Below are 17,339 nucleotides of genomic sequence, written 5' to 3' on the forward strand. Positions count from 1 at the left end.
GGATGGGACAAGTAGACGGATTTTTGACATACGACCGACACGCATTGCAATACGAAGAGGTCGACGAGAGAACGAAGCATTACAAGGAGTTTGTGAAGCCTGTCTCTGAGCAAGAGACCAACGAGCAAGCGGCCCGTTGTATGGATTGTGGTATTCCTTTTTGCCATAGCGGGTGTCCTTTAGGTAATAAAATTCCTGATTTCAACGATGCGGTGTACCGCAAGGACTTCAAGGAAGCTTGGGGGATTTTGAAAAGCACCAACAACTTTCCAGAGTTTACAGGACGTATCTGTCCCGCTCCATGTGAGGGGTCATGTGTACTTGGGATCAACAAAGACCCTGTTAGTATCGAGCACATCGAGAAGACTATCGCAGAGGAGGCTTTTGCCAATGGCTGGGAAACACCACACGAGATTATGGTCAAGTCAGGAAAGTCTGTGGCCGTGATTGGTTCAGGACCTGCTGGATTGGCTGCTGCCGAGCAGTTGTGCAAGCAAGGCCATGACGTGACAGTGTTCGAGCGTGATACACAGCCTGGTGGATTGTTGAGGTTTGGTATTCCAGATTTCAAATTGGACAAGAAAGTAGTCGAGAGACGTGTTGACCTGATGAAAGCCTCTGGTGTGAAGTTCGAGTGTGGTGTGGAGATTGGCAAAGACATAGATGCCAAAGAGATCGAGGAGAAATTTGACGCAATCACGATCACGACGGGTAGTACGGTAGCGAGAGATCTACCGATACCTGGGAGAGAGCTAGAGGGGATTCATCTGGCGATGAAGTTCTTGAAGAATTCCAATAAAGTGGTGTCTGGTGAGGACGCGAAGATCGTATACGAGATGAATGCCAAAGATGCACATGTCATCGTGATCGGTGGCGGTGATACGGGCTCTGACTGTGTGGGTACGTCCATCAGACAAGGCGCACAAACAGTGACACAAATTGAGTTACTTGATAAGCCCTCTGAGAGCAGAGAAGCGACCAATCCTTGGCCAGAGTGGCCTTTGGTACTCAGAACATCGACTTCTCAGAAGGAAGGTGCGGAGCGAAACTGGTCTATCCTCACCAAGGAGTTTATCGGAAACGAGCAAGGACAGGTCACAGGACTTAAAGTCGTAGACGTAGAATGGACGGACAAGTCTAAGTTCCAGTTCAACGAAGTGGCTGGCTCGGAGCGTATCCTACCATGTGATAGAGCATATCTAGCGATCGGGTTTATGCACCCGCAGAAAGAGGGCTTGCTGGAGCAACTCGGTATCGAGACCAATGAGCGAGGCAATATCAAAGACGAAATGTACCGAACGAATAAGGAAAATATCTTTGCAGCAGGAGACTGTCGTAGAGGGCAATCGCTCGTCGTATGGGCGATCAGCGAAGGCCGAAAGGCTGCCTATTCGGTCAACAAATATTTGATGGCTTAACGTTCGGTTAGGGCATTGACGCATTGAATTGTTATTACAAATAATCACTGCATTTTGACCCAAATTACAATATTTGTCTCCGTAGCAGTTGGAGATAGGAAGACAAGTAGTTTTCTCATATTGTAGTTGGAAAGGACTTCAACTTGTTTGCCTTTGGCAGGCTAAGATTTGGAAGTTGTCTGTTGAAAACCCCGATGACATATGTCATCGGGGTTTTTCTTTTTTAGTGTCTTGGAGTAAAAAGACTAGACAAGACGGCTTCTGAGAATGATGTTTTTGTTGCTCATTCTTAAAATCGAACTCAGAGTAGCGTTCTTTTCTGTCCCAAGAATAACAAATGTAAAATGATAAAACCAATAGATATAAGTGGGCATTCCCCAGCTCTATGGATTGACTGGAGAGAACTTTCCACCAGCATCTAGAGCTTGTTGGATGTGAGCGAGATGGTGCTCGGAGTGCCAAGCATAGGTGCCTATGGTTTCTTCCAAAGTAAATCGTTTACCATGCTCTGGATGCACAAATTCACGCTGCAAATCTGTTTTGCTGAGATTTTTGATCACGCTGACCAGTCGGTAGTGTAGCCCTTCGAGGAGCATGAGGGTGTAGGACAAATCATCATCCTGTGAATCGATTAGTTCTGCCCAGCGGTCTTCATGGTAGGGTCTAATCTCGGGAGAATCTTCTGTCAATGCGAGTTTGAAACGCATGAGGCTATTCATGTGGCTATCGGCGCAGTGGTGTACGACTTGTTTGATAGTCCAGCCATCAGGTCGGTAGGGCCAGTTGAGCTGCACTATGGATAGACCATCGGTTAGTTGTTTGATGCGCTCTGGAAAAGACTGAATCGAATTGATCCACATCTCTCGTTGCGTAGTTGTGATAGAGCTAGGCTTTTCAAATTCGCCTATGGGGTATTTTAGTTTGTATAAGGTTTTTTCGTCCATAGTCTAAAATACAATGTTCAGATGGAAGACAAGCCCAATTATACTAAGATTTCCTTTCTGGATTACAAGACTATTTTACCTAGTCGCTCTAGTACCTCAACCTTGTAGTTTCGACCTACGGGTATACTTTGTTCGGTCATCTCTATTTCGCAAGCAGAGTAGCTTTCTATCTTAGGGATGTTGACGATGAACGATCGATGTACTCTGATGAAATCTGTAGCAGGCAGTTTACGTTCTAGCTCACTGATTTTGTGATGTGTGACGACCTCTTTGTCTTCCGTTAGAATTTTGACATAGTCTTTGATGCTTTCGATGTAGAGGACGTCTTTTAGACAGATTTTGATGTTCTTTTTGTCGGATTTGAAGAAGATAAAAGAGTCATCACTCTCTGGAGGAGCGGTGAGTTCGTTGGACTCTCGTGGGTATTTTGAGACTGCTTTCATGAAGCGCTCGAAGGATATCGGTTTGAGGAGATAGTCCAATACTTCTAGTTCGAAACCTTCTAGTGCATATTCGCGATAGGCAGTGGTGAGGATGACTTTAGGTTTGTTTTGAATTGTTTTGAGGAAGTCAATTCCTGTGAGTTTGGGCATTTGGATATCCAAAAAGATGAGATCCACTTCCGCTCCACTTTGCAAAAAATCAAAAGCTTTGATGGCATTTCGAAACTGACCGACGAGCTCGAGGCAGTCCATGCGGTCTATATAGGATTCGATGATTTCTAATGCCAGTGGTTCATCGTCTACAGTTATACATTTGATTTTCATTTCTCTAGGTTTAAGTTGATGGAAAGGGATACAGTATAGGAGCGCTGTTCGTCATGGATCTCTAGGCTGTAGCCTTTTTTGTACAGGAGATCTAGGCGGCGTTTTACATTCGTGAGACCGATTCCTTGGTTCGATTCGATGAGGTGTTGTGTTTCACTTTTGCTATTGGCGAGTTTGAGTACTAGCTGCTCATCCGTCACCGTGAGATCAAAATCGATCCAAGACTTATTCAGTTCTTCATTGATACCGTGCTTGAAACTGTTTTCTATAAAAGGCAGTAGGATCATTGGAGCGATATACACATTAGCACTGTCACCATTGATCATGGCCTTGATATCTAAGTCATCTCCGTGACGCATACGTTCGATTTCTATATAGTTTTTGATGAAGTTGAGTTCATTATCGAGGAGTACTTTATGGGCATTGCATTCATAGAGCATGTAATTGATCAGTTCAGACAGTTTTAGCACTACTTCTGGGGCATAGTCGGATTTTTTAAGCGTTAGCGCATAGAGGTTGTTGAGGGTGTTGAATAGAAAGTGTGGGTTTATCTGAGTCTTGAGGAATTTTAGTTCAGCTTCTAGTTTTTCATGTGCCAAGATTTGTTTGTCCTGCTGGTTGACATACCAGTATTTGAGAAGCTTGATCACGAGTGCTAGGAATACAACGATGTATATGTCCATGATGCCCTTGATGATTTTGTAGAAATTGAGCGGGTCTCCATCGATGTATTGCGGAAAGTAAAGCGGGTACTCTATGTAGTATGCGATCAGTCGATACAGTGCGCCCCCAGTGAATGCTGATGCGATGAGAAGAAACACAAAGGGTAGCCAACGACCTTTGAGGATGTATTTGGGGAGTAGGATGTAGAGGGTATAGTAGGTCAGTAGCATCTTGACGGGTACGAACATGAGCTGGATCGCGAAGCTGCCAACATAATCATCGTCATAGCTGCCCCACAGTAGAGTATAAAACAAAATATAGGAGCCCCAAAAGAAGATATGGCTCACGACCCTGCTTTGAAAGAGGTACTTGACGATCATTTCTATTTTTCCCATCCTAACAAATATACCTCTAGCGTAAACAAAACACTATAACCGTAGACCAGACAGCAGGTTGCCTATACCCAACTACCCATGGGTAATAGTATGAGACAACTATTATTGTCAACATGGCATTATTATTATACCTTCCTTATGTTCTTTGTGATTCACAAAGGCGACCTAGCTTTGTTGATTCTAAAATATTTTTTATAAGCTTGAGCTAAAATTTTTACGCATGAAAAAGCATCTGTTCACTTTAGTACTACTAACCTTCTTTTTTGCCACACAGGCACAAGATCAAATCATCACTGCCAAGATGGACACCCTAGTCGGGAAAGTCCTCATCCAAACGGGTGGTGAGTATCAGGCGGATCGCGTATCGGTCAAAGTAGGGAAGAAAAAGCACCGTTTCGGTGCGGCAGAGGTCAGGGAGATACAAAAGAAGGATCAGAAGTATGTGACGGTTAAATTTCGTGGGAGATACCAGTTTATGGAAGTGGAACAAGAGGGCAGTTACTTGAATCTCTATCGCTATGCGGATCCAAAAACCAATACTTCTGACTATGCGGGTCAACTGCTCGTGACTGCTGATGGTCGTCAACATATTGTCAGTAATATTGGTTTCAAAAAGAGACTTTTGGAGTTCCTGACCGAATGTGAAGATGTCTCGGCCAAGCTGGAGTCTGGGGAGTACAATAAGTCAGACTTAGATCAAATCATCATCGATTATAATGCTTGTATCGATCAAAAATCTGATGCGAAAGAGCAAGCACTTGTAGCCAAGAAGGACGCTTCTAAAATCAGTACATTGATAGAGCTGGTGGACGAATTGGATCGTGATGATCAGCAGGAGTTGCTAGACATGCTCGGTGATGTAGAGTCAAAATTAGAAGCTGGAGACCAAATACCAAGCTACCTGCAATCAGCAATCCGTGAGAAGCTCGCAGGAGAAAAGTCTCTACTAGCGTTGTTTAATGAGGCGGTAAAGTAAACAGATTGTTTCACTAGGAATAAATCAAACCCGACTACAGACTAGCACTTTAGGACTGCCGTCCATCAGTGTGGTAGCAAATAGATATACAGAACCTCCGTCTTTGATGGAGGTTTTTTTTCGTATCTCTTGTATGGTATTGGGGTAGTTTCGGACGGTGATATTGGCTTTGTTGGCTGGAAGATAGGGTTTCAGCTTTTTTTTGTTGAGAACAGTTAATGCTTCTATCTTGAAGCTTCGTCCAGGGAAGTTAGGTACAAGTTCGTCAGAAGTGTACAAGTGAGAGTTTCGATGAAGTTTGCTGAGAGCGTATTTTTTCGCGACAGCTTTGAACCCTCCAGCTTTCATGATCGAGGCATTCGGTTCGTAGAGGTAGTGTAGTGGTAGGTTGTAGTTTATTTCATCGCTTTCCTCCGAATAGCAAAATTTCAAAATTTCATCACCTTGTTTGGTCAGATTTACTGCATGGATGATTGGTTCGGTGCTGTGATTAGGGATGACTCGGAGGAGAAGCTCTTTGCATTCATTTTGCACAGAGACTACATGCACCTCTGCTACGTGGGCGATTTTTTCTAGTGCCTGATGAATGTCTAGAAGCGGTGACAACTTGATCCACACTTCTGCTTTTCTCTCCATGAGAGCGGGTAGGATGTGTAGGAGGTTGGGCTGACAGTCTTCGATGAGATGGAGCTTATGATTGACATCATCACGTCTCGCGGGATCTATAAAGTAGAGGTCAGTAGGGTTCTCTTCCGTACTAAGATAAGTCTCTGCCTCTGTCTGGTGATAAGTGATGTTTTTCACTCCGAGTACGTCCCAGTTGTGGTTGACGATGGGAATTAAGTCTGGATTGCGCTCTAGAGCGATGACTGTCTCGATATGTTGAGAGAGGTAGTAGGTGTCTATCCCAAAGCCTGCCGTTAGGTCTGTCACGGAATTACCTTGAATCAATCGTGCTTTGTATTGTGCAGTCGCTTCGGACGAACTCTGCTCCAGTGAGATACCTGGAGGGTAGATGATGATTGATTTTTCTGCGAATGCAGGAATCTTACTTTTTGCCTTCTGGTAGCATTTGATCTGGTGCGCTACCCACTGCATAGGGATGTCTGGATATTTTCTGGCCTGCAGTGCGAGTTGCGCTGGATCATCGTCTCTGTGTTCTTGGATGAACTGCTGTATTGCGGGGGTCAGAAGTGCTTCGGTCATAAACAAAAAAAGGCTGATCCAAATTTATACAAATCAGAACCAGCCTTCGCTAAAATAGGAATGTCTTACAACACCAAGTTGTTTTCGGTGACGTACTGTGCGATCTGAACGGCATTGGTAGCAGCTCCTTTTCTGAGGTTGTCCGCTACGATCCAGAGGTTGAGTGCGTTTTCTTTGGACTCGTCCTTTCTGATACGGCCGACGAATACCTCGTCCTTCTTGTGAGCCGTCAATGGCATTGGGTATACGTTGTTAGCCACATCGTCTTGGATCACTAGACCGGGTACTTTAGATAGAATAGATTTCACTTCTTCTAAGTCATATGGATTGTCAAACTCGATATTGACCGCTTCTGAGTGACCGCCCATGGTTGGGATTCTCACACATGTAGCGGATACTTTTACTTTTTCGTCTCTGAGGATTTTGACCGTTTCGTTGGTCATTTTCATTTCCTCTTTGGTATAGCCATTGTCTTGGAACACGTCGATGTGTGGCAGTACGTTCATGTCGATTTTGTGTGGGTACACCATCTCTGGTGTTTCGCCAGCACGCTCAGCCATCATTTGGTCTACAGCTCCTTTTCCTGATCCAGTCACAGACTGGTAGGTCGATACGATCACACGGTTGATCCCGTATTTTTGGTGCAAAGGTCCTAATACCAATACCATCTGAATGGTAGAGCAGTTAGGGTTGGCGATGATGCGGTCATCGATGGTGATGGCATCTCCGTTGATTTCTGGTACGACTAATTTTTTGGTAGGATCCATTCTCCATGCAGAAGAGTTGTCGATGACGATCGTGCCTACTTCGGCAAACTTAGGTGCCCAGTCTAGGGAAGTGCCCCCTCCAGCGGAGAAGATGGCGATGTCTGGCTTGGCTGCTACAGCATCTTCCAAACCAATCACGGTATAGGTCTTGCCTTGGTACTCGATCTGCTTACCCGCTGAGCGAGCAGATGCGACCAATAACAATTCGTCATATTCAAAATTTCTTTCCTTCAACACCTCTAGTATTTCTGTCCCTACTAGTCCTGTTGCTCCTACTACTGCAAGTTTCATTATGATGTTCCTTTTAGTTGTGTTCTAATTTCGAAGGGCAAAACTAGCTCAAATCCGACAAGAAGCAATTGATATAGAGGGGCATCCTTAAGAATTGTCAAGGAATGGGCGGTTCTGTTAATATTTTAACTTCTTAGCTAGGGAGTCTCAAGATTCTAACAGATAAATTTCAAATGCTGTTATGGCTAACTATTTATCGTCTTTATTAGTTTTGGTCTGGTATGAACGCCATCCTTACTTATATTCATAGCAAGCCTGCGGCACAGTCGGCTCTGCTACAGCATCTGCACCAAATTGTCTCGCAGCACCCAAAGATTCAAGGGAAGATCAGCTACAGCTTGCCCTGCTACAAAATAAAAAGCCCCGTTTGCCACCTGAACCCTTTCAAGGATGGGTCGGTTGAAATAGTGTTCTGGCGAGGCAGAGAGCTATCCAATGAGTCGGGCGTCTTGGATTTCAAAGACAGAAAGAGAATGGCTGGAATCACCTATTCATCCATCGAAGAAGTAGATGAAGAAGTCTTGAATCAAGTGCTGCATGAAGCCTATCTACTAGATGAGACCGTGGAGCACAAGCCGATGAAGCTGGGGTAATAAACCTATCTACTTGCCCAAGAAGGGCTTGTTAACCTTTCGTCTCTGGGTGACATGGGGGGGGAGCTGCTTGCTATAGCTGGGGTACATTCTTATTGATTTCTATAGCTAATTTTAATCTGTCAAAGAGACTTCAAAAACTTGTCCTGTCATGCTGAGGGGCTCGAAGCACAGAGAGGCAGCACCGAAGCTTCAAGATAAAAAAGCCAGCTCTTTCGAACTGGCTTTTCACTTATTGCTACTTGACTTCTTTCTCTATTTCAACCTCATCGAGATTGATAAACTCGATCTCCCTGTCGTCATTGAGTGTGATACCAATTACCGCCTCATTGCTGATCTTGCCTGCGAGTATCTGTTTGGATAGCTCGTTGAGAATCTGCTTTTGGATGACACGCTTGAGCGGTCTAGCCCCATACTGCGGGTCATACCCCAGCTCTCCCAATCGATCCAGTACCTCGGGCGAAGCTTCAAGCTTCACGCCGTTTTCAGCCAGACGCCTTTTGATTAGTCTAAACTGTATCTCGACGATTTTTCGGATATTGGCACGATCCAATGGTCTAAAGACGATGGTCTCATCGACCCGGTTCAAGAACTCCGGTCTCACCGACTTCTTGAGCATCTCCATTACTTCGCGTTTGGTCTTATCGATGATCTCGTCCTCATTGTCAAAGTCCATTTGTGCAAAGTTGTCTTGAATCAACCCCGCTCCAATGTTGGTTGTCATGATGATAATCGTGTTCTTGAAGTTGGCGACTCGGCCCTTGTTGTCCGTCAATCGCCCATCATCTAACACCTGCAACAAAACGTTGAAGGCATCTGGGTGAGCTTTTTCGATCTCATCGAGAAGCACCACAGAGTAGGGTTTTCTTCGCACCGCCTCAGTCAACTGACCTCCTTCATCGTATCCCACATACCCAGGAGGTGCTCCGATGAGTCTACTCACCGCATGACTCTCTTGGTACTCGGACATGTCGATCCGTACCATGGCATTTTCGTCATTGAAGAGGTAGTCCGCGAGGGCTTTGGCCAACTCCGTCTTACCCACACCTGTCGTGCCGAGGAAGATAAACGAACCAATCGGGCGCTGCGGATCGTGCAAGCCTGCTCTGCTGCGACGCACTGCATCAGAGATACTCTCGATGGCTTCCTCCTGTCCTGCGACGCGTTTTCCCAACTCCTCTTCTAGGTGCAGAAGCTTCTCTCTATCGCTTTGCAGCATCTTTTGTACCGGCACACCAGTCCATTTGGCAACCACCTCTGCGATATCTTCGGCTCCTACTTCTTCTTTGAGCAGGGTGCTTTCGCCCTGCATCTCTACGAGTTTGACCTTCAGTTCTTCGAGTTTCTTTTCGCTCTCCTGAATCTTGCCGTAGCGTATCTCCGCCACACGCCCAAAGTCTCCTGCACGCTCCGCTTGCTCCGCTTCGATTTTGAACTTATCGATGTTCTCTTTCTCTTGCTGGATACCGGTGATCACAGATTTTTCATTCTGCCACTTGGCCTTGAGGTCATCACGGCGTACGGACAGGTCCGAGATTTCTCGTGACAGTACTTTTTCTCTTTCTTTGTTTTTCTCCCGACGGATCGCCTCACGTTCGATTTCCAACTGCATGATCTTGCGGTTGAGTTCGTCCAGCTCCTCGGGCATGGAGTCGATCTCGATCCGCATTTTGGCGGCAGCCTCATCCATCAGGTCGATCGCCTTGTCTGGCAAATAGCGATCAGAGATATAGCGACTCGACAACTCCACCGCTGAGATGACTGCATCGTCTTTGATGCGTACACCGTGATGCAACTCGTACTTGTCTTTGATCCCACGCAGGATAGAAATAGCATCTGCTTCGTTGGGCTCATCGACGATCACGGTCTGGAATCGACGTTCGAGCGCCTTGTCTTTCTCGATGTATTTCTGATACTCCTTGAGTGTGGTCGCACCGATCGTATGTAGTTCGCCACGTGCCAGCGCTGGTTTCAGCAAGTTGGCCGCATCCATGGCGCCTTCTCCGCCACCCGCACCGACGAGGGTGTGTATCTCATCGATGAACAGGATGATCTCTCCCGCAGAGTCTTGCACCTCCTTGATGACGGCTTTGAGCCGCTCCTCAAACTCCCCTTTGTATTTGGCACCCGCGACGAGCATTCCCATGTCCAAGGAAATCAAGGTCTTTGATTTCAAGTTTTCGGGTACGTCCCCGTCGACGATACGCTGCGCCATACCCTCTACGATGGCAGTCTTACCGACTCCTGGTTCGCCGATCAGCATAGGGTTGTTTTTGGTCCTACGAGACAAAATCTGCAAGACACGTCGGATCTCTTCGTCGCGACCAATCACCGGATCAATCTTGCCGTCCTTGGCCAGTTGATTCAGGTTCTTGGAGTATCGCTCGAGTGATTGATAGTTGGACTCTGCACTTTGACTATTCACGTTGTTTCCTCCTCTTAGTTCGTGTATCGCCGCTTCTAAATCTTTCTGGTTGAATCCCAATTCTTTGAGTAGCGCAGCGGCTTTATCTTTTCCAGCCAAGACACCTAGAATCAAGTGTTCGATGGCTATAAATTCATCTTTTTGCTTCTTCGCAATAGCTTCTGCTTTTTGCAAAGCAGCGGCGGATTCATTGGATAGGTAGGGCTGTCCACCACTGACCTTGGCATAACTCGCCGTGACCTCATCTATCCTGATGCTAAGCTGTTCCTTGTTGATGCCCAGCTTTTTGACAATGAATCCTATGACATTCTCATCGGTCTCCACGATGGCTTTGAGGATATGCGCAGGCTCGATGGCTTGCTGGCCATGCGCCAATACAATCTCCCCGGCCTTGTTGATGACCTCCTGTGATTTGACTGTGTATTGATTAAAATTCATTTTCTTCTTTGTTTATGTTGGTACTCATCCCTTCGATGTGGATGGTGATAGGGTTTCATCAATTCTTATTCCATTTTGATTTTTGACTCAAATCAAGTCATTGTGTCCGATATCGGACGTGTCTAACGCAAAATCAAGTCAGGATGACAGACATGTAGCTCCCTGTCATCACGCATAGTGGTGGATACTTTAGAAAGTTAGAAAAAATGCCCCGAGAACTAATAGGGCTTTTTCTTTATCTTCGATCCATTAATCGCATGATATGTCAGAACAGAATAGACGAAAATTCATCAAGGCAGGGAGTTTAGCCTTGGCGGCAGGAGTGACGGGTGCATTCGCATCCTGTACCACCGAGAAATCCCCCATCGAAACCCCAAACATCAATTTCAACAATAACTACCAATGGAAGATGGTCACGACATGGCCACCTAATTTTCCTGTACTGGGACAAGGCTGTAAGCTCCTCGCCAAATGGGTGGAACAAATGAGTGGAGGTCGCCTCAAAATCGAGGTGTATGGAGGGGGAGAATTGATTCCATCCTTGGAGTGCTTTGATGCCGTGAGTCATGGTGCGGTAGAGATGATGAGTGGATCGGGCTACTATTGGGCTGGCAAGATTCCCGCAGCAACATTCTTTTCGTCTATCCCTTTTGGGGTGTCTGCTCAGCAGATGAACACCTGGATACTCAATGCTGGCGGACAAAAACTCTGGGAAGAAATATACGCGCCCTTCAATCTTATCCCACTACCTGGAGGCAACACCGGCCAGCAAGCAGGTGGCTGGTACAACAAAGAAATCAACACCATCGAAGACTACAAAGGCCTCAAAATCCGAATGCCTGGTATCGGAGGCAAGGTCATCAACAAGGTCGGAGGCACCTCAGTCCTCGTGGCTGGAGGAGAGTTGTTCACCAACCTAGAGCGTGGTGTGATCGATGCGACAGAATGGATCGGCCCTTATCATGACTACAAGATGGGGTTTCATCGGGTCGCCAAGCACTACTACTTCCCCGGCTGGCACGAACCCGGTACGGTATTAGAGATGGCCATGAACAAGGACAAGTACAACGAGCTACCCAAAGACCTTCAAGAAATCCTCTATGCAGCCATCATGCGCCTCAATCAATGGATGCTCCTGGAGTTCGATGCTCAAAACGCGATTTATCTCCAAAAAATGATCGACGAAGGTGTCGATATTCGTGCCTTTTCGCCCGAAGTACTGGCGCCCCTGCGCCAAGCCTCCAAAGAGGTGATCACCGAGATGATCGATACGGACTCCCAAAGCAAAAAGGTCTATGAGCATTTTCAAGCCTACCGCAAGAAAGCGGAGGTGTGGAGCAAGGTGAGTGAGGGGAAGGGAGCAAGTAGTTTTAAAGTGTAATTGAAGTCCTCGCCTAAAGCGAGGACTTCAATATTATATAGGGAATAAGGTTTATAAACAAAGAAGGCTCATCAATTGATGAGCCTTCTTTGTTGGTGTTTTGTGAGTTTTAGTCCTCGATTTTTTCGGTCACGATTTCTTTGATATCCATCATGATTTTTTTGGCGAGTACCTCGGCGGTGTTTTTGGACTCGGACTCAGAGTAGATGCGGATGATAGGTTCTGTGTTTGACTTTCTCAAGTGCACCCATTCGCTATCAAAATCTATCTTCACACCGTCCACGGTGTTGATCGGGTGTTTTTCGTACTTTTTCTGAATCTGTGCCAGTACATCATCCACGTCAATATCCTTGGTAAGGTCTATCTTGTTTTTGGAGATGTGGTAGTTAGGGTAGGTCGCTCTCATGAAAGAAGACGACTTACCAAATTTTGCTAGAGCGGTCAAAAATAGCGCAATACCCACGAGCGCGTCACGTCCATAGTGGAGCTCTGGGTAGATGATGCCGCCGTTGCCTTCTCCTCCGATGATGGCGTTGGTTTCTTTCATTTTGGTCACGACGTTCACCTCGCCTACCGCAGATGCTTCGTAGCTACCACCGTTTTTCAAGGTGACATCTTTGAGTGCGCGTGTAGAAGACATGTTAGACACTGTATTGCCCGGAGTGTTTTTCAGGACATAATCAGCGATCATGACGAGTGAGTATTCTTCGCCGAATGGCTCGCCACTGTCCGAGACGAATGCCAAGCGATCCACATCTGGGTCTACTACGATCCCAAGATTGTAGCGATTGTTTTCTACCTCATTGCAGATGTGTGTGATGTTCTCTGGAAGTGGTTCTGGGTTGTGTGGAAACAATCCGTTTGGTTCATCAAATAGTATTTTGTAATCCTGAACGCCTAATTTATCTAGCAACTTAGGAATCGCAATTGCGCCTGTAGAATTGACGGCATCTACTGCGATCTTCATGTTGGCAGCCTGTATTGCCTCGACATCTACGAGTCCTAGTTCTAGAATTCTATCGATATGAAAATCGATGTAGGTGTCATTGCTTTCGAAAGAGCCAAGGTCCTTAGACTGTACATATTCGATTTCACCTTGTTCGGCGATTTCTAGTACGCGTTGACCTTGGACGTCTGAGATGAATTCTCCGTCTTTGTTTAGGAGTTTCAGAGCATTCCAGCCGTTAGGGTTGTGGCTTGCTGTGATGATGATACCGCCAGAGGCTTGTTCTGTGGGTACAGCCATTTCGACTGTAGGAGTGGTCGAGAGGCCTAGATCGACTACATCTATGCCGAGGCTTTGTAGGGTGCCAGATACCATCTTGGTAATCAAATCACCTGATGGTCTTGCATCTCTACCAATGACAATTTTATTGCTGTCACTGTTTTCCTTGGTCCATTGGCCAAACGCTGCTGCATATTTTACAACATCATTTGGTGTCAGAGCCTCACCTTCCTTGCCACCAATTGTTCCCCGTATTCCAGAGATTGATTTTATTAACGTCATCTACGCGTGTAGTTTTTTGGGAGCGCAAAGGTATTCAAAGCTTTCAAAGCACAAAGTGAAATGTAACTTAGTAATACTGATGCAACTAGTCCCCGGTTAGTTTCTAGGTTAGTTATTTGAAGTTTTTCATGACCTTATCCACCTCGTTGTCTGGGTTGCCACAAGATTCGCCAGGTGTCATAGTCTTGCCACAGTAGCCACATGGCTCACCTGTTTTGTTCAAGTAAGGGTTCTGCGAAGCACACGTCCCTTTAAATTCCCCGTTTTTCAAGAAAATGAGCCTTACACTCATGAAAATGAAAAACACCGCTATAAACCCGATTCCTAAAAGTACTGTTGTCATAATTTCGAATACTTGCTGCAAATTTATACATTAAAGCGAATAGCTTTGTTGAATCTGGGTCGAAAAGAATCCAAGATCCTTATCTAATGTCAACAACTATCACCTTCAAATAATTCATTATGTCAGAATCAAGAAGTAAGCCAGATGTGAAGCGTCCTGAAAAATTGGCAGCATTTGATCGACTATTGACCGTCATGGATGAGCTGCGAGAGAACTGCCCGTGGGACAAAAAGCAGACTTGGGAGACACTTCGATACTTGACTATCGAGGAGACTTACGAGCTATCAGACGCGATCTTAGAAAGTGACGGTGAGGAGGTGAAAAAGGAATTGGGAGATTTGATGCTTCATCTCGTGTTTTACGCTCGGATCGCACAGGAGAAGGGAGACTTTGACGTGGCAGATGTGCTGCATGCCATCTGTGACAAATTGATCTACAGACACCCACACATCTATGGTGATACCAAAGCTGACGATGAGGAGCAGGTCAAGGCCAACTGGGAGAAACTCAAGCTCAAAGAGAAGGGCAATAGGTCTGTATTAGGAGGAGTGCCTAAATCGCTCCCCGCGATGGTAAAAGCCATGCGTATTCAGGAAAAAGCACGTGGAGTGGGTTTTGACTGGGATGATCAGGAGCAAGTCTGGGGCAAAGTTCAAGAGGAGCTGGAGGAGTTCAAAGTAGAAATCGATCAGGGCAACAAGGAGGAAGCACTCAGCGAGTTTGGTGATATTCTGTTTTCGATGGTCAATTATGCACGCTTCGTTGGAATAGATCCCGAAGAGGCCCTAGAGCGTACTAATAAGAAGTTCATCAAGCGTTTTCAGTACCTAGAGATAGAAAGCAAGAAGGACGGCAAGCAGATGGGCGAAATGAGCCTAGAAGAGATGGACGCCTACTGGGAAAAAGCAAAGTCGCTGTAGTCAGTTGTCCCGTGGCTATTCTTGATCTCAAAATATTCGACAGGCTCCGTCGCATCGTCCAAAGTGAGGATAGAATAGAGGCGTTTGATTTTGTCAGGAGTATGGCGGCATTGTCTGTCATCGTGACGCATTTCGAAATTTTAGAGACTTACAGCATTGATATCGATGCTTTTTTTATCCTCTCAGGATATTTAGTGGTACAGATGCTGAGTCGAGAGGAACCCATGGTCAATCAGCGATACTTCGTCAGCAGATGGACGAAAATTATTCCTTCCTATTTTTTCTTTCTAGTTGCGGCATTCTTGATCGGAAAACTATTTTTTGCAGAGATTTATGGAGAGAATCTACCCAAGCTGAGTGAATGGAAGCAGTATTTTCTTTTCTATCGCAATTATGCGGGCCTTCCACATAGATGGGCATTTGAGCATGTTTGGACGCTTTGTGTTGAGGAGCATTTTTATGTTTTGATATGGATTGTATCTTTAGCTGCGGTGAGTAGGGTTTCATTTCGGAGGTATGCCGTTTGGTTTTCATGTTTCGTGATTGTTTGTTGTGTCATAGCTAAGGTGCAGGCGATGTACACCGATATTGCGGAGTACCCGACCTACACACACAACCGTCTCGATGCATTCTGTTATGGGGCTTTGATTTTTCTATTCCGAGATCAAATTCGAAACATGAAGTTTTTTCAAAGTGGCTTTTTCTGCCTTATCGCTGGGGGAATGTTGCTGCTGATCACGCAGATAGATCAGACGACATATCAGCTGGGTTTGAGAATCACTTCGCCGCTGCTGCTGGCTTATGTATTGGTGTATTTGACTCAGTTTCGATTTCACCGTGTGTTTAGAATTCTGGCGTATTATAGCTACAATGCCTATCTGTGGCACTTTTTTATTTTGATTCCCATTGTGCATTATTGGGGCTATAGTGTGGTTGGTTTCGTGATTTACTTTGGAGGAACGGTGGTATTGGCTTTTTTATCAACACATTTTGTGGAGGATATTTTCATCCAAAGAAGGACTCAATTATTTGAATTTTTGTTCAAAAACAAGCGGGTTTGATGGGGGTTGGCGGGCAGACTGCCTTTATTTACATTTCGAAACGAAGAGATTGATTAGGATATGAAACCAAATATAAGAGTAGGTTATGGCTATGATGTCCACCAGCTGGCAGAGGGAGAGGAGTTTTGGCTAGGAGGTATTTTGGTGCCACATACACATGGTGCAGTGGGACACTCTGATGCCGATGTGTTGATACATGTTATCTGCGACGCACTGCTAGGTGCAGCGAATATGAGAGATATTGGCTATCACTTTGCGGACACAGACCCCAAATTCAAAGGAATAGATAGCAAGATCTTGCTAACAGAAGTAATGAATCTGATCAGGGAGGCAGGTTATGAAGTTGGAAATATAGATTCTACGATCTGTCTACAACGGCCTAAGGTTAACCCACATATCAGCGAGATGAAACGAGTCTTGGCAGAAGTGATGGAAATGGAAGTTGAAGATGTGTCTATCAAAGCAACTACTACAGAGAAGCTCGGTTTTGTGGGCAAAGAAGAGGGGGTATCTGCGCATGCGACGGTTTTAATCTATAGAAATGCCTAAAGTAGAAATTTTCGAGACTAAAGACGGTTCTCATTCGCTGCTCTTGCCAGAGATGAACGAAACCTATCACTCTACTCATGGAGCGATCACCGAAGCGCAGTATGTGTTTTTGGAGAAGGGGCTGGCGCACTATCGTGAGAGGAATCCTGATCAACAGGTGATTCGGGTACTAGAGATCGGGTTTGGCACAGGGCTCAACGCTTGGCTGACAGCTTTAGAAACCAATAAATCTATGGAATCGCTGGTGTACACGTCCCTAGAAAAATATCCATTGGCCAAAGAGGTGACCGATCAGCTGAACTATGTAGGGCAGCTGGGAGATGAAAATGGGCAAGAGGTTTTTGATCGCGTACACGCAGTGGCGTGGAATGAGCAGCAAAAGATCACGGAGCTATTCTCCCTGATCAAGGTAGAAACGGATGTTTTCCAGTTTGAAGTAGAGGAGGCCGTTTATGATTTGATCTTTTTTGATGCCTTTGCCCCCTCAAAGCAACCAGAGATGTGGAGCCCAGAGGTGTTGGCTAAAATGTATCAGGGACTGGCGCAAAATGGTGTGTTGGTTACTTATTGTGCACAAGGGCAATTTAAAAGAGATATCAAGTCGGCAGGCTTTGAAATTGAAGAATTACCAGGGCCTCCAGGAAAAAAGGAAATGACAAGGGCGACAAAGCGGTAGAGTTTTAGCACTTTTGGCG

At 45.6% G+C, this 17,339-nt stretch carries 16 protein-coding genes; 8 read left to right on the plus strand and 8 right to left on the minus strand.

The features are described 5' to 3' along the window. Positions 1–2 precede the first annotated feature (2 nt). Positions 3–1,418 (plus strand): glutamate synthase subunit beta, encoded by a 1,416-nt coding sequence (locus tag BUB99_RS14930; protein ID WP_073123704.1) that lies wholly within the window; start codon positions 3–5, stop codon positions 1,416–1,418. 383 nt (positions 1,419–1,801) lie between these two features. On the opposite strand, the gene BUB99_RS14935 is transcribed toward BUB99_RS14930, so the two are convergent. The 3 genes from BUB99_RS14935 to BUB99_RS14945 form a co-directional block, all read right to left on the minus strand. Next, a complete protein-coding gene (locus tag BUB99_RS14935; protein ID WP_073123706.1) occupies positions 1,802–2,362 on the minus strand; it encodes a YfiT family bacillithiol transferase in 561 nt (186 codons plus the stop codon). A gap of 62 nt (positions 2,363–2,424) precedes the next feature. Continuing rightward, positions 2,425–3,129: a LytR/AlgR family response regulator transcription factor gene (locus BUB99_RS14940; protein WP_073123708.1), complete on the minus strand. Its 705-nt coding sequence runs from the start codon at positions 3,127–3,129 to the stop codon at positions 2,425–2,427. Beyond that, a complete protein-coding gene (locus tag BUB99_RS14945; protein WP_073123710.1) occupies positions 3,126–4,187 on the minus strand; it encodes a sensor histidine kinase in 1,062 nt (353 codons plus the stop codon). The genes BUB99_RS14940 and BUB99_RS14945 overlap by 4 nt, the downstream gene beginning before the upstream one ends. Before the next feature lie 220 nt (positions 4,188–4,407). Between BUB99_RS14945 and BUB99_RS14950 the strand changes: the two genes are divergently transcribed. Beyond that, entirely contained in the window at positions 4,408–5,163 is a 756-nt protein-coding gene (locus BUB99_RS14950; RefSeq protein WP_073123711.1) for a hypothetical protein, read from the plus strand. Between the two features lie 24 nt (positions 5,164–5,187). On the opposite strand, the gene BUB99_RS14955 is transcribed toward BUB99_RS14950, so the two are convergent. Next, complete coding sequence (locus BUB99_RS14955) at positions 5,188–6,369, minus strand: THUMP-like domain-containing protein (RefSeq protein ID WP_073123713.1); 1,182 nt, start codon at positions 6,367–6,369, stop codon at positions 5,188–5,190. Positions 6,370–6,434: 65 nt separating this feature from the next. Next, positions 6,435–7,427 (minus strand): aspartate-semialdehyde dehydrogenase, encoded by a 993-nt coding sequence (locus BUB99_RS14960; protein WP_073123715.1) that lies wholly within the window; start codon positions 7,425–7,427, stop codon positions 6,435–6,437. 221 nt (positions 7,428–7,648) lie between these two features. On the opposite strand from BUB99_RS14960, the gene BUB99_RS14965 reads away from it, so the two are divergent. Next, a complete protein-coding gene (locus BUB99_RS14965) occupies positions 7,649–8,020 on the plus strand; it encodes a DUF1801 domain-containing protein (protein WP_073123717.1) in 372 nt (123 codons plus the stop codon). Positions 8,021–8,258: 238 nt separating this feature from the next. Here the strand turns inward: BUB99_RS14965 and clpB are convergent, their stop codons facing one another. Beyond that, the gene (gene clpB, locus BUB99_RS14970; protein WP_073123719.1) at positions 8,259–10,883 is read right to left on the minus strand and encodes an ATP-dependent chaperone ClpB; all 2,625 of its coding nucleotides are present in this window, start codon (positions 10,881–10,883) and stop codon (positions 8,259–8,261) included. A gap of 262 nt (positions 10,884–11,145) precedes the next feature. On the opposite strand from clpB, the gene BUB99_RS14975 reads away from it, so the two are divergent. Beyond that, positions 11,146–12,264, plus strand: a complete 1,119-nt coding sequence (locus tag BUB99_RS14975; RefSeq protein ID WP_073123721.1) for a TRAP transporter substrate-binding protein — start codon at positions 11,146–11,148, stop codon at positions 12,262–12,264. Positions 12,265–12,373: 109 nt separating this feature from the next. Here the strand turns inward: BUB99_RS14975 and glmM are convergent, their stop codons facing one another. Then, positions 12,374–13,771 carry a phosphoglucosamine mutase gene (gene glmM / locus BUB99_RS14980; RefSeq protein ID WP_073123723.1) on the minus strand — a complete coding sequence of 466 codons (1,398 nt, stop codon included), beginning with the start codon at positions 13,769–13,771 and terminating at the stop codon, positions 12,374–12,376. Positions 13,772–13,883: 112 nt separating this feature from the next. Further along, positions 13,884–14,114: a hypothetical protein gene (locus BUB99_RS14985; RefSeq protein ID WP_073123725.1), complete on the minus strand. Its 231-nt coding sequence runs from the start codon at positions 14,112–14,114 to the stop codon at positions 13,884–13,886. Positions 14,115–14,233: 119 nt separating this feature from the next. Between BUB99_RS14985 and mazG the strand changes: the two genes are divergently transcribed. From mazG to mnmD, 4 genes are read left to right on the plus strand one after another with little or no spacing between them, the layout of a single operon-like run. Then, a complete protein-coding gene (gene mazG / locus BUB99_RS14990) occupies positions 14,234–15,034 on the plus strand; it encodes a nucleoside triphosphate pyrophosphohydrolase (RefSeq protein WP_073123727.1) in 801 nt (266 codons plus the stop codon). An 11-nt stretch (positions 15,035–15,045) separates the two neighbouring features. Further along, on the plus strand, positions 15,046–16,095 hold the full coding sequence (locus tag BUB99_RS14995; protein ID WP_139281036.1) for an acyltransferase family protein: 1,050 nt from the start codon (positions 15,046–15,048) through the stop codon (positions 16,093–16,095). A gap of 60 nt (positions 16,096–16,155) precedes the next feature. Continuing rightward, positions 16,156–16,644: a 2-C-methyl-D-erythritol 2,4-cyclodiphosphate synthase gene (ispF, locus tag BUB99_RS15000; RefSeq protein WP_073123731.1), complete on the plus strand. Its 489-nt coding sequence runs from the start codon at positions 16,156–16,158 to the stop codon at positions 16,642–16,644. Further along, positions 16,637–17,320 carry a tRNA (5-methylaminomethyl-2-thiouridine)(34)-methyltransferase MnmD gene (gene mnmD, locus BUB99_RS15005; RefSeq protein WP_073123738.1) on the plus strand — a complete coding sequence of 228 codons (684 nt, stop codon included), beginning with the start codon at positions 16,637–16,639 and terminating at the stop codon, positions 17,318–17,320. Before ispF ends, mnmD begins: the two co-directional genes overlap by 8 nt. Positions 17,321–17,339 lie beyond the last annotated feature (19 nt).

The organism is Reichenbachiella agariperforans, from assembly GCF_900142205.1.
GTDB classification, from domain to species: domain Bacteria; phylum Bacteroidota; class Bacteroidia; order Cytophagales; family Cyclobacteriaceae; genus Reichenbachiella; species Reichenbachiella agariperforans.